The organism is Paraburkholderia ferrariae NBRC 106233 (genome assembly GCF_000685035.1).
GTDB classification, from domain to species: domain Bacteria; phylum Pseudomonadota; class Gammaproteobacteria; order Burkholderiales; family Burkholderiaceae; genus Paraburkholderia; species Paraburkholderia ferrariae.
The window spans coordinates 239,872-254,549 of sequence record NZ_BAYB01000014.1 but is presented as its reverse complement, the minus strand read 5'-3'; the positions used below and the strand labels follow the sequence as shown (position 1 = coordinate 254,549).

The window sequence follows — 14,678 nt, the reverse complement described above, 5'->3', positions numbered from 1 at the left end:
GCAATCAGGTGCGTGGCGGCTCCACACGGAAGGCAAAGCGCGCGTCGCCGTCTTGCTCGAGCACGAGTGTGGCACCGGCGGGCAATGCGACGCTCGTGCCGGCAAAGCGCGCGGCCACGGGCAGTTCGCGTTCGCCGCGATCGACGAGCACGGCAAGCGTCACCGAGGCGGGACGGCCGTAATCGTAGAGTTCGTTGAGCGCCGCGCGCACGGTGCGGCCCGTGTGCAGCACGTCGTCCACCAGCAGGATGCGGCGCCCTTCTACGTCGAACGGCAGCGAAGTGGCCCGCGCCTCGCTATGCAAGCCTTTTTTCGCGTAGTCGTCGCGATGCAGCGCGACGTTGACGATGCCCGCGGCGCCCGCGCCCAGGTCCTGCGCAAGCCGCGCGGCAAGCCACGCTCCGCCGCTGTGGATGCCCGCGAGCGCGATGGCGTCCGGACCGCTGAAGGCGCTGCTGTCGCCCGTCGTCGCGGACGGGGCATACGCCGCGCGGATCTGGTCGAGCAAGGCGCGATAGAGCGCCTCGGCATCCGGCGTTTCGCCAGGAGTCGCGACACGTGTGACGTTCATGACGGGGAGGCGGAGCGTTCGTCGAGGTATTGCTGCAGGATCACGCAGGCGGCTTCGGCGTCGATCTGTCCGCTCGCGTGCTTGCCGCCATATTCGACGCGAAATTCGCCGCGTTCGCGCAGGCGCGCTTCGGCATCGACCGACGAATAGCGTTCGTCCACCCACACCACGGGCAGATTGAAGCGGCCGTTCAACTGGTTGCCGAAGCGTTTGGCGTGCTGCGTCATGGCGTGCGGCGTACCGTCCGGGTGGCACGGCAGGCCCACGACGAGCAGGTCGGGCTGCCATTCGCGCACGAGCGCGCCGATCGCTTCGAAGCGGTAATCGCGGCTGCGGTTCTGGATGACGGTGAGCGAGCGAGCGCTATGCGTGAGCACATTGCCCAGCGCCACGCCAATGCGCTTTTCGCCGTAGTCGAACGCAAGCAGGGTGGCCTCGGCCGCTCCCCGCCCGGCAGCCACGCTCATGCGTGACCCGCCTCGCCCGAGAGCATCGACGACGAAATGCCGAGCAGCGCAAGCGCCGCTTCGAAGCGCTCTTCGGCGGGCACGTCGAAGACGATCTTGGGATCGGCTTCCACGGTGAGCCAGCCGTTCTTCGAGATTTCGTCTTCGAGCTGGCCCGCGCCCCAGCCGGCATGGCCGAGCGTGAGCAGGAAACGTTCGGGGCCGTTGCCGTTCGCGACGGCTTCGAGCACGTCCTTCGACGTGGTCATCTCGAGCCCGCCCGGCACGGACATCGACGAGGTGTAGTTGGTGCCCTCTTCGGGCGCGTGCAGCACGAAGCCGCGCTCGGTCTGCACGGGGCCGCCGAAATAGACGGGCACGTGCAACAGCGGTTCGATTTCGAGCTTGAGGTCGATGCGCGAGAAGAGCGCCTGCAGATCGATGTCGGTGGGACGATTGATAACGAGGCCCAGCGCGCCGCGCTCGGAATGATCGCAAAGGTACACCACCGTTCCTGAAAAAGTAGGATCTGCCATATTGGGCATGGCGATCAGGAACTGGTTGGTCAGATTGATGCGATCGTTACTCTTGGACATGGTTTGAATTCTAGCAAAGACGATGGGCAATGGCGGACGGCTGCCGGTGTGCCAGGCCCTGGCCGGGCGCCTTGGCGTGGTGCGCCGCGATACCACTGCGCCCTGTGGCCACACTCCCTGTTACAGGGCCTTGCGCTCACTCTAACACGCTGACGCGCCGAGCCTGCGAGGCCGGCCGCCAGCCCGCCGGAAAACGGGCGCGGAGAGCGGGACGAGGCGGAAGAAGAAGACGTGCCGGACGGGGATCGGCAAGCGGGCAAGAACGGCAATCAGCGACAGCATGCAAGCACGATGCCTGCTCGCGTTCATTGCGCCGCGGGGCGCGCCGGTGAAGCCGTAATCGCCGCCGCAAGCGCACGCACGGCGGCCGACGCATCCGTTTGCGGCACACCGGCCGCGATCTTGTGCAGCATCGCGCGCAGGGCCTCGCTGGCCTGTTCGATGGCGTCCGGGTCCGGGGCCGCAATCGCGCTCGCGGCGAGCGGCACCTGCGCCGCCTCGGTTTGCGACATCGCATGCGCCGTGCGCCGCCACGCGAGGCCCAGCGCATCCGCCAGCAGCCCCACATGGCCCAGCCCGAGCGCCCAGGCCGCCGCCGCGAGGCGATAGGCCGCCTCGGCCGCGAGCAGCGCGTCCGCCGCCTCGCGCCGCGTACGGCGCGAAAGCGCGCGCGCATGGTCGGTCAGCGCAATCATGGCGGCATCGGCTGTCTGCAGAAAGTCTTCGTAGGCGTTGGCATTGACCGCGAGGGCGCCGAGATCGCGCACGTGCGCCACCTGCGAGGCGAGCGCGTCGGCCTGCGCCGCGCCCGCTTCCCAGAGCGCCTCGGAGGCCTGCGTGCCGGCAACGTGCCAATCGACCGTCAGGCCGTGGTCGTTCAGCAGGTCCACGTCGGCGGTGTCCTCCGCCGACGCGCCGAAAAGCGCGTAATCGCGCCACAGGAGCGCAAGCGTCGCGCGCACGAGCGACTGAGGCGCGAGGCGCAGCCCATGGGCATGGTCGGCCAGCAGCAGATTGCAGCGCGCGTAGAAGCGCCGCAGGTCCTCGTCGCCCCAGAAGCCCGCACCACGCCGCAGCGTGCGCGCGCAGGCCGCCGCGAGGCGCCAGTAGTCGTAGGGATCGGCGCTCGCGAGTTCGGCGAAACAGGCGTCCATCTCGTCGAAGGCCGCGCCCGCCCAGGCGGCCGCCGCGCGGCTGCCGTTGGCGGTGCGCGTCTTGAGCGCGGGCAGCAGCGCCGCCTCGTAGCGCGCGCGCAGCCGGGCGAGCCGGTGCGCCGGCTGCGCGCGCAGCGTGGCGGGCGCGACAGGCCGGCCGAGCAGCGCCACATCCTCGTAGTGGAGCGCCACGCCGGGCGTATGCCCCGCCAGCACCTCGAAGAGCGCATGCTGGCGCGCAAAAAGCGCGGGCGAGCACGCAAGCTCGCGCAGGTTATGGCGGCCGAGCGCCGCCAGCAGGTCGCCGGTCGCCGCCCTGAAGAGCGCGCGCACGTCGCCATCGCCGTCCTCGTCGGCGACCTGGCGCGACGGCAGGCTGTGCGGCGTCGCCACCGGTTCCGGCGCGGACAGCGCGAGCGGCGAGGCCAGCAGCAGCGTATCGGCGAAGCGCGCCGCCGCGAGCCAGCCCGCGTCGCGCAACGCGCGCGCGGCACGGCGCAGCGGCGTGGCCGCGTCGGCGTGGGTATCGAGCGCGTCGAGCGCATCGGCAAGCGCCGCCTGGGCAAACGGCACGTGGCCGCCACGCGGATTAGGCAGGGCTTCGAAACGGGCAGCGGACGTTGAACGAAGACTCATGAGCGAGCGCCGAAGGCAATTGCCAAAAGTTGCCAAAAGGATTGCAACCCGGGAAGACGTACCTTACCGCTGAGGCCAGGCCTTCGCCATGACCCGCACTGCCTGCACGACCTGCACTGCCGGCACCGGGCGCGCGAAGCCTGCCGCTGTCGCCAGCGCGCACGCCCCGGCACAGCGCGTCAGATCTGGACCATCTCGAAGTCTTCCTTGCGCGCGCCGCATTCGGGACAGGTCCAGTTGATCGGGACGTCCTCCCAGCGCGTGCCGGGCGCAATACCTTCGTCCGGCAAACCGGCTTCTTCGTCGTAGATCCAGCCGCAGATCAGGCACATCCAGCTTCTATATTCCATTCTTATGCCGCGTCGAAAGGTCGAAAAAATCGGTCGGGAAACAAGAGCCTGAATGGTACCGTGTTGCCGATTGTGTGCCTAGCAACCGTGAGCGGGGAATCGTCGCGGCACACCGCCGGCTTCGGGATCGGGGGCGCAAAAGCCTGCCGCGCAAAAACCCCCGCGCCGCGCGCGCCATCCGTCCCCGGGAACGCGGATAAGCCGCATAATTGGCCATGTCGGCGCAACCGCGTCAGGCCAGCCACCATTTCGTCACCTCCATGTCCAGCGACACCCCTCCCATCGTCCTTACCTTCGGCCTCTCCGATCCGACCGGCGGCGCCGGCCTGCAAGCCGACCTGCTCACGCTCGCCAGCATGGGCTGCCACGGCGTGAGCGCGCTCACCGGCTATACGGTGCGCGATTCGGCGGGCAGCGACGAAGTCACCGGACTCGACCCCGAGGTCGTCGCGAACCAGGCGCGCATGCTGCTGGAAGACATGCCGGTGGCCGCCTTCAAGGTGGGCGCCACCACGCGCGCCGAAGTAGTGAGCGCGATTGCCGAAGTGGTGGCCGACTACGACGACGTCCCGCTCATCCTCGCCCCCGACTTCACGCTCGACGACGAACACGTGCTCGCCGCCGACGAACTGCGCGAAACGATTGCAGACCTGCTCGTCCCGCAGACGACGCTGCTGATCGCCGACGCCGCCACGCTGATCGCGCTGGCGCAGCCCGACGGCGACGCGGAAGCACCCAGCCTCGACGCGGCGATCGCTCACCTGCTTTCGACCGGCTGCGAGTACATCCTTTCGATGGAAACGGGCACGCACCGCGTGGTGAACACGCTCTATTGCGAAGATGGCCAGTTGCGCCAGGACCTCTGGGACCGCGCGACGCAGCCGATGCTGGGCTTGACCGACACGCTGGGCGCGGCCATCGCCGCCCTGCTCGCCAACGGCCAGGAGCCGCCCGAAGCGGTACGCGAAGCGCAGGAATATCTCTATCAGGCGGTGCAGAGCGCGTTCCGGCCGGGGATGGGGGCATGGATGCCCGACCGCTTCTTCTGGGCGCGCAGCAACGATAGCGAAGACGACGAAAAGCCCGCGGGCGACGCGGGGGACTTGCCGCCGCCGGGCGAAGCGCGGCACTGAGCACCGGGCGGCACGGCGCGGGCGCCGGAGCGGCGGCGGCCGCCCTGTCGAGCTATTGAACCGGACTAGCGGACTAGCGGACTAGCGAACCGGAGGCGGCACACCCCGCGTTGCTCCGCCCGCGGCGAGCTCCCGCTCGCGGGCATCGATCGCCGCGAGGAACGTGACCGTGAAGAGCGCCACCAGCACAGTCACCATGATCGGCACGAGCACGTCGATCGTCAGGCCAAATACGATCGTACTGGCCGAAACCGCCAGCCCCGACCATGCGGCAGTCTGGACAAACCGGTCGGCCGAGCGCCGCTTGCGCCAGAAATAGACGATCGTCCCGTAGTAGTAGAGCAGAAGGCAGGCGAGACCGACCGAGCCCAATTCCGCGATGGTCGAAAAGAAGTCGCTATGCGCCCGCGCGTTGACGACCAGCTCGGGCATGAGGCCCTGCTTCGACAGATCCTCCATGGCGCTCTCCAGCCGCCCCTTGCCGACGCCATACACCGGATGCGACGCATAGAGATGCGCCGAAGCGCGCCAGAGCTCCAGGCGGATGCCCGTGGACGAGTTCGGGTCGCCGCGATGAAGCCGGGTCATGTCGACCGAGAAGTCGTGAATCCGCTGCGCGATGCGAGGCGATGCCAGCAAGCCCGCCGTGCCGATCAGGACGATGGCCGCGCCGGCCGCAATGCGCCTGCGGCTGGCAAACCACCCGTACTGCATGCCGAGCATCACGAGGAAGACCGGAATGGCGACCCAGCCGCCGCGCGTGCCCGACGAGTAAGAGGAGAAGCCGCCCGCAACCAGTGCCGCGAGCTTGATGGCCGTGGCCAGCTTGCGATACTTGCCGTCGTTCCAGCCGATCGTGAACACGGAGAGAAACGCGAGCAGCAACGCCGTGTCGCCATAGGGAATGGCGTTGGTGAAGTCGTTGTTCAGGCGATCGTCGTCGGTCCAGCCGCCTTCCGGGCGATGCGCGAGCGCGAGGCCGCCCAGGACCAGCGCGCCGAGCGCACAGCCCCAGCCGAGCGCGCGGAAGTAGCGCGACGGCATTTGCCGCAGCATCAGGAAAACCGGAATCGCGAGCGCGAAGCGCGAATAGGCGTCGAACTGGCGCGGCAGCCACATGCCATAGACAAGCTGCTGCACGAACGCGGCGATCACGAGCCCGCACATGCCGGCGACGAACCAGCGGTACTCGCAGAGCGCGGAAAAATAGCCTTCCACGCGGCGGTAGCGCACGGCGGCATAGAGCGCCATCGCGAGCAGGATGAAAAAGCAGTATCCGGTGCCGCCCCGCCAGACCAGATTGACGGCGGGTGCGATCAACAACAGCAAGGCTACCGCCGAGGCAGCCACGGGAGAAAAACGCATGGATTAATCAGACTCAGCGAACAGTAGCGGCCGCGCGCGAATCGCGCAGCGTTTGAAACCCGGACATCACGCGGCGAACCGAAAGCAATTGCTTCCACAACCGCTCCTTGAGCCCGCCGAAAGGCACGACATTGGGCGGCAGGACGATTTCGCCCGGCCCCCAGCCCGGCCGCCAGGAACGTGCGAGGCCGCGGCGCATGAAGAGCGTGAGCGTGGGCACGCCGATCGACGAAGCGAGGTGGCCGAGGCCCGAATCGTTGCCGATGAACCAGCCCGAACTCGCAATCCACTTCCCGACTTCGCCGAGCTTCGCCAGCGCGTTGACCTCGTGCCCTTGCGCGGCGATGTCGCGCCACGCCTCGAATTCGTCCGGCGCGACGAGAAAGCTCGGCTGCAGCCCGAGATCGGTCAACGAGCGGGCGAGCGCGAGAAACTTCTCGCGGCTCCACATCTTTTCCGGATGGCTGCCGGTCGGATGAATCACCACGCGGTTCGCCACGCTGTTGCGCACGACGCCCGGCGGCACCGTGAGCCCGTTCGAACGCGTGACGTCCTTGAGCGCCAGCGCGCTGCCCGCAATCTCGACGATGCGATCGACCATATGATGAATCGGCCCGTGATAGGCAGGCAGATCGGCGAGGCAAAACGGCTTGCCCGACTTGCACAGCGTGTGGCCGGTTTCGGTCGGACGCAGCTCGATCACGGTGTCGAAGGCGCCGGCATACCCGGCCATGCGCCCCACGCGCACGTAAGGAAACCAGTCGGCAAGCTGCTCCGCCACCCAGCCGAACACGACCGGCTGGTAGCCGTTGCGCACCAGGTTATGCACGAGGACCATGCCAATGAGGCTGTCGCCGATGGGCGGTGGCAATACGACCGCCACGCTGCTGTTCGTCTCAATTTTCATTGGTGATGTGAAATTCCACCCGATGCTCGATCCATGGCGGGCCGCCGCTGGAATACCTGCCGCATACCCGCTGCATAACCCGCTGGATCCCCGAAAAGGGTTCCTTGCCGAAGGTCGCGCCGCCGCGCCTGCAGGCATAGCGGACCAGCGGGAGTATACCGTCCCCGCCAGGCCACCTGCAGATTTGCCCTGGAAGCCCACGCTCCCGGATCGCGCAACCGCCCGCCGCACAAGGGTTTGCAGGGAACAGCAAGATTCCTGCCCGCGTCGAGAAACGCGGCAGAAATAGAAAAACCCGCATCGCTGCGGGTTTTTCGTATCGGGCTTGTGGCCTGAACTTACATGTCCATGCCCATGCCGCCCATACCGCCGGGCATGCCGCCAGGCATCGGAGCATCTTCCTTCGGCAATTCGGCAACGGCTGCGTCCGTCGTCAGGAGCAGGCCGGCCACCGAAGCTGCGTTTTGCAGCGCGGTGCGCGTGACCTTGGTCGGATCGACCACGCCGGCTTCAACCAGGTCGCCGTACTCGCCGGTCGCTGCGTTGTAGCCGTAGTTGCCGCTGCCGGCCGCGACTGCTGCCACGACCACCGACGCTTCTTCGCCGCCGTTCGTGACGATCTGGCGCAGCGGCTCTTCCATCGCGCGCAGGACGATCTTGATACCGGCGTCCTGGTCTGCGTTGGCGCCCTTCACGCTGGCGATAGCCGTGCGTGCACGGATCAGCGCAACGCCGCCGCCCGGGACGATGCCTTCTTCAACGGCAGCGCGGGTTGCGTGCAGCGCGTCTTCCACGCGTGCCTTCTTTTCCTTCATTTCGACTTCGGTTGCAGCGCCAACCTTGATCACTGCCACGCCGCCTGCCAGCTTGGCAACGCGCTCTTGCAGCTTTTCGCGGTCGTAGTCCGAGGTCGCTTCTTCGATCTGCGTGCGGATTTGCTTCACGCGCGCTTCGATGTTCGCAGCAACGCCAGCGCCGTCGATGATCGTCGTGTTTTCCTTGCCCACTTCGATGCGCTTCGCCTGACCGAGTTCGTTCAGCGTTGCCTTTTCGAGCGTGAGGCCGGTTTCTTCCGCGATAACCTGGCCGCCGGTCAGGATCGCGATGTCTTCCAGCATGGCCTTGCGACGGTCGCCGAAGCCCGGGGCCTTCACGGCAACGGTCTTCAGGATGCCGCGGATGTTGTTGACGACCAGCGTTGCGAGCGCTTCGCCTTCGACGTCTTCAGCGATGATCAGGAGCGGACGGCCAGCCTTCGCGACTTGTTCCAGAACCGGCAGCAGATCGCGGATGTTCGAGATCTTCTTGTCGAACAGCAGCACGAACGGGCTTTCCAGCACGGCGACTTGCTTGTCCGGGTTGTTGATGAAGTACGGCGAGAGGTAGCCGCGGTCGAACTGCATGCCTTCGACGACTTCCAGCTCGTCTTGCAGCGACTTGCCGTCTTCGACGGTGATGACGCCTTCCTTGCCGACCTTGTCCATCGCTTCAGCGATACGGTCGCCGATCGACGAATCGCTGTTCGCCGAGATCGAGCCGACTTGCGCGATTTCCTTGTTGGTCGTGCAGGGCTTGCTGATCTTGCGCAGCTCTTCGATTGCTGCTGCGACGGCCTTGTCGATGCCGCGCTTCAGGTCCATCGGGTTCATGCCCGATGCGACGTACTTCATGCCTTCGCGGACGATCGACTGGGCCAGAACCGTAGCCGTCGTCGTGCCGTCGCCGGCGTTGTCGCTGGTCTTGGAAGCGACTTCCTTGACCATTTGCGCGCCCATGTTCTGGAGCTTGTCCTTCAGCTCGATTTCCTTCGCGACCGAGACACCGTCCTTGGTGACCGTCGGGCCGCCGAACGAGCGCTCGAGGACCACGTTGCGGCCCTTCGGACCCAGCGTGACCTTCACTGCATTGGCGAGAATGTTCACGCCTTCAACCATCTTGGAACGGGCGGAATCGCCGAACACGACGTCTTTAGCTGCCATCTTCTAACTCCTTGAATTCTTGATGAATGAGCGGTGGGCTGAGCTTACTTCTGCACCACGGCCATGATGTCTTCTTCGCGCATCACGAGCAGTTCGTTGCCATCGACCTTGACGGTCTGGCCAGCGTACTTGCCGAACAGGACGCGATCGCCGACCTTGACGTCGAGGGCGATCAGGGAGCCCTTGTCGTCGCGCTTGCCCGGGCCCGTGGCCAGGACTTCACCTTGATCCGGCTTTTCTGCCGCTGCGTCCGGGATCACGATGCCCGAAGCGGTCTTGGTTTCTTGATCCAGGCGCTTGACGATCACGCGATCATGCAAAGGACGAAGGTTCATGGATAGATCCTCTCTCTCTTGATTGGGACTTGAAAACTCAAGCAAACCTGACGGACCGGTTGGCCAGCCAGCGAATTGTTAGCACTCTCGTGCGACGAGTGCTAATTATATGGACGGGTAGTGACAAATTCAAGAACGGGGGCGGATGGGAATGTTGAATCCTTCTTGAGCCGGAATTTTGTACGCTCGAACCGAGCCGCAGAAACCCCGGCCAGGCGATGGAAAAATCGCCATTTATCAATGAAAACAAGGAAGTAGGGAGAAAGCCCGCTGCCTTGGCCAGCGGATTGACGCAGGGCAACGTGCCGCCGCCGGAAGCCGTAAAGCACGCCGCGCCTCGTATGAAACGAGACCTGGTGAATTCCCTGGTTAGGGTTTCCGGGCGGCGAACGTGATCCGCAAACGACCCTGCCCCTGGGAAGTGCCTTCCGGCATCGGGCACTCGCCAAATCGCGCCCCAATTCAAGGCGGGCCTCATCCCGCGCTGCACGCCGTACCATCCCGCGCCGGCCGATGAAGCCCGCGCCACTCTGCGACCGGCGCTGCAGGCGCTTCTATATCGGCCATGAATCCGGCTTCTACTATCTGGCGACGCGCGACGAACCACGAACAAAAAACGGGCTGCCGCCCAAGGCGTAGCCCGTGCCAAATCCGGCGAGCGCAACAACGGATGGAGAAGCACTCCGCTGGCGCCCGCCGCAGCCGGATACCCGCCGGCTGTTCCCGCTGGTTCCTGCTGGTTCCTTGCTGCTTACTTCACGCCCACGGTCTGCGAAGGCACCCACTTGCCATCGACGACCTTGTACACCGTCACGCCGCCGTACTTCAGATCGCCATACTGGTCGTAAGAAAGCTCGTTGGTGGTCACGCCCTTCATGTTCGTGGCCTTGAGCGCAGCCAGATAGACATGCGGATCGGTCGAGTTCGCCTTCTTCATCGCGTTGAACACGGCCATCGTGCCGTCGTAGGCATACGGCGCGTACAACTCCACGGGCTGGTTGAAGCGTTTCATGTAGTGCTCGGCGAACTCCTTGCCGCTCGGCATCTGCTCGAGCGGGCTGCCCTCCGACGCTGCCAGCGTGCCTTCGGATGCCGGTCCCGCCACCTTGATCAGGTTGTCGGACTGCACCATGTCCGGGCCGATCAGCGGTGCCTTGATCGCGAGCGAGCGCATCTGCTTGAGCATCGGCGCGGCCTGGGTATCGGCGCCGCCGTAGAACACCGCATCGACGTTCGCCGCCTTGATCTTGGTAAGAATCGCGCGGAAGTCAACCGCCTTGTCGTTCGTGTATTCCTGATCGACAACCGTCGCGCCGGCCGCCTTCACTGCCTTGCTGAACTCTTCGGCCACGCCCTGCCCGTAGGCCGTGCGGTCGTCGACGATCGCAAAGCGCTTGAACTTGAGGCCCTTTACGGCGTACTCGCCCAGCACGCTGCCCAGTTGCGTGTCCGAGGTCAGAAGGCGGAAGGTGGTGGGCAGGCCGAGACGCGTATAGGCAGGCGCCGTGGCCATGGCGATTTCGGGAATGCCCGCCTTCGCGTAGATCGGCGCGGCCGGGATGCTCGTGCCCGAGTTGTAATGGCCGATCACGGCGACCACGCCGTCGTCCACGAGCTTTTGTGCGACCGTCGTGCCGGTGCGCGGATCGGCCTGGTCGTCCTGCGCGTCGAGCACGAAGTGCACCGGCTTGCCGCCGATCACCGGGTTCGATGCGTTCATGTCTTCGATCGCCAGCTGCACGCCGCTTTTGAAGTCGGCGCCGTAGTGAGCCTGGCCGCCGGTGAGCGGCGCGGCAAAGCCGATCTTCACATCGGTGGCCTGAGCGAAGGCCGCGCTGCTGTCCATCGCGGCGGCCGCGCAAGCCACGGCGGCAACCACGGTGTAGATAGCGCCCGCACGCACCGGCAGACGGGATGGGGAATAGCTCATTGGATCTCTCTCCTCACAATTTCACGTTGTTCACGAACGCCGCGTTGTTCTGGCTTTACGCCTTCTAACACCCCGAATTAATCAGTACATCAAATCATACTCATCCTTCAACTGCGCAAGGACCAGACCGAAGGCATCCCGGACCCGATCCTCTCAGGCAAAAAATTCGTTGGCAACACTTTCATGCGCGCAACGCCATCACGTCTCGATGCAACTGCGCGGGAATACGCACGCCGTTGCGTTCGCTGCGTGAGCGCGCTTCAAAGCGGCGTTGCGAAGGCAGACGAGCGCCCTGCCCCGTCACCGCTTCGAACAGCTTTTCGGCGCGTGCCTGCCCGGCCCGGTAGTCGTCGCCGAGAAAACGCCGCGGATCGATGGCGATCACAAGCTCGCCGTGGTAGGGACTCGCGCCCGCCCCCGCATCGAATGCCTGGGACTCCATGCTAATCAAATCGCCAATCAATGCCCCCGCGAGCAATTCCACCATCGCGGCCAGTGCCGATCCCTTGTGGCCGCCGAAAGTCCGCATCGCGCCATCGAGCGCGGCGCGCGCGTCGGTCGTCGGCATGCCGTCGCTATCGAATGCCCAATGCTCCGGTATCGGCTTGCCTTCGCGCGCATGCAGTTCGATGTCGCCGCGCGCAATCGCACTCGTCGCGAAGTCGAACACGAACGGATTGCTGCCCGGGCGCGGCCACGCAAACGCGATGGGATTGGTGCCGAACACCGGCCGCTTGCCGCCTTCCGGCGCGACCCAACTGTGGCTCGGATTCATCGCGAGACCGACGAGACCCAGCGCGGCAATGGCTTCGACTTCGGGCCACAGCGCGGAAAAATGGAAACAGCGGTTGATCGCCATGGCCGCAATGCCCTGCGACCGTGCCTTGTCGGCAAGCCGCGGCAGGCCGGTCTCGAACGCCAGCAGCGAGAAGCCGTGGTTGGCATCGACGGCGAGCAGGCCCGGCGCGATGTCGCGCAACGCCGGCTCGGCGCGCGGATCGACCTTGCCGCTCCTGATCGAGCGCACGCAGCCGATCAGCCGGTAGATGCCGTGCGAATGGCATTCGTCGCGCTGGCCCTGCACGATCACGCGCGCGATGGCATCCGCGTGCGCCGGCGATGCGCCATGGCGCAAGAGCACTTCGCGCGCCAGCGAGTCGAGTTCGTCGAGCGAGAGAATGACGTCCGCGCCGGCTTCGCTCATCGTGGCCTCCGCTGCCGCATTTCGCACTCCCGATACGTGTCGCGCACCATCCCCCCCTCGCGCCTCAGAGGCCGACATCCGGCAACGAGGGGCGCGTCGCCAGCGCCTTCTCGACAACCGTCTTCACGTGCGCGAGCGCTTCGCCTTCGAGCGCCAGGCGCGGCGGACGCGTGCGCGCGCTGCCGCGGCCCACCAGTTCCTCGCACAGCTTGATGCACTGGACGAGATCGGGCCGCGCGTCGAGGTGCAGCAGCGGCATGAACCAGCGATAGAGCGCGAGCGCTTCGTCGAAACGCTTTTGCTTCGCGAGGCGGAACAGCGTCTCGCCTTCCTTCGGGAATACGTTCGACATGCCCGAGACCCAGCCCTCGGCGCCCACGGCAATACTTTCGACCACCACGTCGTCGAGGCCCGCGAACAGCACGAAGCGATCGCCCACGGCATTGCGCAGGTCGATGAAACGGCGCGTATCGCCCGAGGAATCCTTGAAGCAGACGATGTTTTCGCAGTCCTGCAGTGCGATCAGCACGTCGGGCGTGACATCGTTCTTGTAAATGGGCGGGTTGTTGTAGACCATCACCGGCAGATCGGTGCTCGACGCGACGGCCCGGAAGTGCGCCGCCGTCTCGTGCGGTTTGGCCGAATACACGAGCGCCGGCATCACCATCACGCCGTCCACGCCCACGCGGGCTGCCTCCCGTACGGTCTGCCGCGCGAATTCGGTGGTGAACTCCGCCACGCCCGCGATCACGGGCACCTTGCCGCCGGCGGCATCGCGCGCCGCTTCGATCACGGCGATCTTTTCGGCGGTGGCGAGCGAGGTGTTTTCGCCCACCGTCCCGCACACCACGAGACCCGACACACCGTCCTTCACGAGATTGCCGACGACGCGGTGGGTCGCTTCGAGGTCAAGCGAGAAATCGGGTTTGAACTGGGTGCTGACGGCAGGAAAAACCCCACTCCACTGGATGGCGTTGCGGCTCACGGTAACTCACTCCTTCGCTGAAAGGTTGTGCCAGAAGGCTGGCGATGCGAAGGAGTATCGCCAGCCATAACGGCGCCGGCTTGGAGACTTTGGCGGCCCGGGATGACGAAATCGGCATAGTGGCGCCGGGCGAACGCACCGCCGCGCGGCGCGCGCTCGCAGTTCCCCCGAGAAAACCCGCATAAGGCCCGCGCGCGCAGGTTCAGCAGGTGGCGGCCTCGCCCGCCGTGGCACCGCCCGGCGCCTGGGGGTGCAGCAGCGTGCGGTACTCGCTCGGGGTCACGCCCACCGTGGCCTTGAACTGGCGCGTGAAGGCGCTGTGATCGGTATAGCCGCAGCGTACGGCGATATCCGTGATGCTCAGGTCGCCGGCCAGCAGTTCCGACGCGGCGTCGAGGCGCGTCTTGAGCAGCATCTGCCGCGGCGTGAGGTGAAACACCTTGTGGAAGTACCGCTCGATCTGCGCGACGGACATGTTGGCAAGCGTGGCCAGATGGCTCAGCTTGAGCGGCTGCGCATAGTGCTCCTGGATGTAGCGCGCGGCGGCGGCAAGACGCTGATAGGCGGGATGCGTGCCCTCCGCGGCCTGCAGGTCGCGCGAAATGCCGGCCACGCCGAGCACCGTGCCCTGCGCGTCGTGCAGCGGCACCTTCGAGGTCAGGCACCAGCCCGGCTGCCGCCCCGGATAGAGATGCAGTTCGAGCTGGTCGATGAGCTTGCTGTCCAGCCGCAGGACGGCCTCGTCCTGCGCCGTATAGACGCGCCCGAAGCGCGCGGGAAACACCTCGGCGGCCAGCTTGCCGATCAGCGCGCGCTTCTCCTTGAAGCCGCAGCGCGCGGCGAGCGTCGTGTTCACGAGCACATAGCGCGCCTCGTGGTCCTTCACGAAGAACACGACGTCGGGCATGGTGTCGAACACCGGTTCGAGCACGGAAAAATGCGCCACCATCTGGGCAAGCGTGGCATTTTCAATGGCGGGCAGAACCAGATCGACCATGGCGGCAAGGCGAACGAAGAGTGTGAGGCATTGTGCCGTCTCGCGCGCCGCAACGCATCCCCATCAATAACAGGCGGACCGGGACGGGCA

The 14,678-nt window shown here is 65.9% G+C and carries 14 protein-coding genes; 1 reads left to right on the top strand and 13 read right to left on the bottom strand.

Annotation, left to right across the window (positions count from 1 at the left end; genetic code table 11):
* Positions 1-4: 4 nt before the first annotated feature.
* The 5 genes from pyrR to BFE01S_RS17820 form a co-directional block, all read right to left on the bottom strand.
* On the bottom strand, positions 5-571 hold the full coding sequence (gene pyrR, locus BFE01S_RS17840; protein ID WP_028226683.1) for a bifunctional pyr operon transcriptional regulator/uracil phosphoribosyltransferase PyrR: 567 nt from the start codon (positions 569-571) through the stop codon (positions 5-7).
* Positions 568-1,038: a Holliday junction resolvase RuvX gene (gene ruvX, locus BFE01S_RS17835; RefSeq protein WP_028226682.1), complete on the bottom strand. Its 471-nt coding sequence runs from the start codon at positions 1,036-1,038 to the stop codon at positions 568-570. The genes pyrR and ruvX overlap by 4 nt, the downstream gene beginning before the upstream one ends.
* Positions 1,035-1,613 carry a YqgE/AlgH family protein gene (locus tag BFE01S_RS17830; RefSeq protein ID WP_028226681.1) on the bottom strand — a complete coding sequence of 193 codons (579 nt, stop codon included), beginning with the start codon at positions 1,611-1,613 and terminating at the stop codon, positions 1,035-1,037. The genes ruvX and BFE01S_RS17830 overlap by 4 nt, the downstream gene beginning before the upstream one ends.
* Before the next feature lie 305 nt (positions 1,614-1,918).
* Positions 1,919-3,403 carry a hypothetical protein gene (locus tag BFE01S_RS17825; RefSeq protein ID WP_028226680.1) on the bottom strand — a complete coding sequence of 495 codons (1,485 nt, stop codon included), beginning with the start codon at positions 3,401-3,403 and terminating at the stop codon, positions 1,919-1,921.
* Positions 3,404-3,582: 179 nt separating this feature from the next.
* Positions 3,583-3,753, bottom strand: coding sequence for a rubredoxin (locus tag BFE01S_RS17820; RefSeq protein ID WP_008342674.1), 171 nt, complete (start codon positions 3,751-3,753; stop codon positions 3,583-3,585).
* Between the two features lie 260 nt (positions 3,754-4,013).
* Here BFE01S_RS17820 and BFE01S_RS17815 point away from each other — a divergent pair, with 260 nt between their 5' ends.
* Positions 4,014-4,886 (top strand): hydroxymethylpyrimidine/phosphomethylpyrimidine kinase, encoded by an 873-nt coding sequence (locus tag BFE01S_RS17815; protein ID WP_028226679.1) that lies wholly within the window; start codon positions 4,014-4,016, stop codon positions 4,884-4,886.
* An 81-nt stretch (positions 4,887-4,967) separates the two neighbouring features.
* Here BFE01S_RS17815 and BFE01S_RS17810 read toward each other — a convergent pair whose 3' ends face one another.
* The 8 genes from BFE01S_RS17810 to BFE01S_RS39125 form a co-directional block, all read right to left on the bottom strand.
* On the bottom strand, positions 4,968-6,251 hold the full coding sequence (locus BFE01S_RS17810) for an O-antigen ligase family protein (protein WP_028226678.1): 1,284 nt from the start codon (positions 6,249-6,251) through the stop codon (positions 4,968-4,970).
* Between the two features lie 13 nt (positions 6,252-6,264).
* Positions 6,265-7,158 (bottom strand): glycosyltransferase family 9 protein, encoded by an 894-nt coding sequence (locus BFE01S_RS39130; RefSeq protein ID WP_042337874.1) that lies wholly within the window; start codon positions 7,156-7,158, stop codon positions 6,265-6,267.
* Between the two features lie 338 nt (positions 7,159-7,496).
* Positions 7,497-9,137 (bottom strand): chaperonin GroEL, encoded by a 1,641-nt coding sequence (gene groL, locus BFE01S_RS17800; protein ID WP_028226677.1) that lies wholly within the window; start codon positions 9,135-9,137, stop codon positions 7,497-7,499.
* Between the two features lie 44 nt (positions 9,138-9,181).
* A complete protein-coding gene (locus BFE01S_RS17795) occupies positions 9,182-9,472 on the bottom strand; it encodes a co-chaperone GroES (RefSeq protein WP_027816722.1) in 291 nt (96 codons plus the stop codon).
* A gap of 751 nt (positions 9,473-10,223) precedes the next feature.
* Positions 10,224-11,402 (bottom strand): branched-chain amino acid ABC transporter substrate-binding protein, encoded by a 1,179-nt coding sequence (locus BFE01S_RS17785; RefSeq protein WP_084170013.1) that lies wholly within the window; start codon positions 11,400-11,402, stop codon positions 10,224-10,226.
* 181 nt (positions 11,403-11,583) lie between these two features.
* Positions 11,584-12,606 (bottom strand): Ldh family oxidoreductase, encoded by a 1,023-nt coding sequence (locus tag BFE01S_RS17780; protein ID WP_028226675.1) that lies wholly within the window; start codon positions 12,604-12,606, stop codon positions 11,584-11,586.
* Positions 12,607-12,670: 64 nt separating this feature from the next.
* A complete protein-coding gene (locus BFE01S_RS17775; protein WP_028226674.1) occupies positions 12,671-13,591 on the bottom strand; it encodes a dihydrodipicolinate synthase family protein in 921 nt (306 codons plus the stop codon).
* 202 nt (positions 13,592-13,793) lie between these two features.
* Positions 13,794-14,588: an AraC family transcriptional regulator gene (locus BFE01S_RS39125; RefSeq protein WP_042337873.1), complete on the bottom strand. Its 795-nt coding sequence runs from the start codon at positions 14,586-14,588 to the stop codon at positions 13,794-13,796.
* Positions 14,589-14,678: the final 90 nt, after the last annotated feature.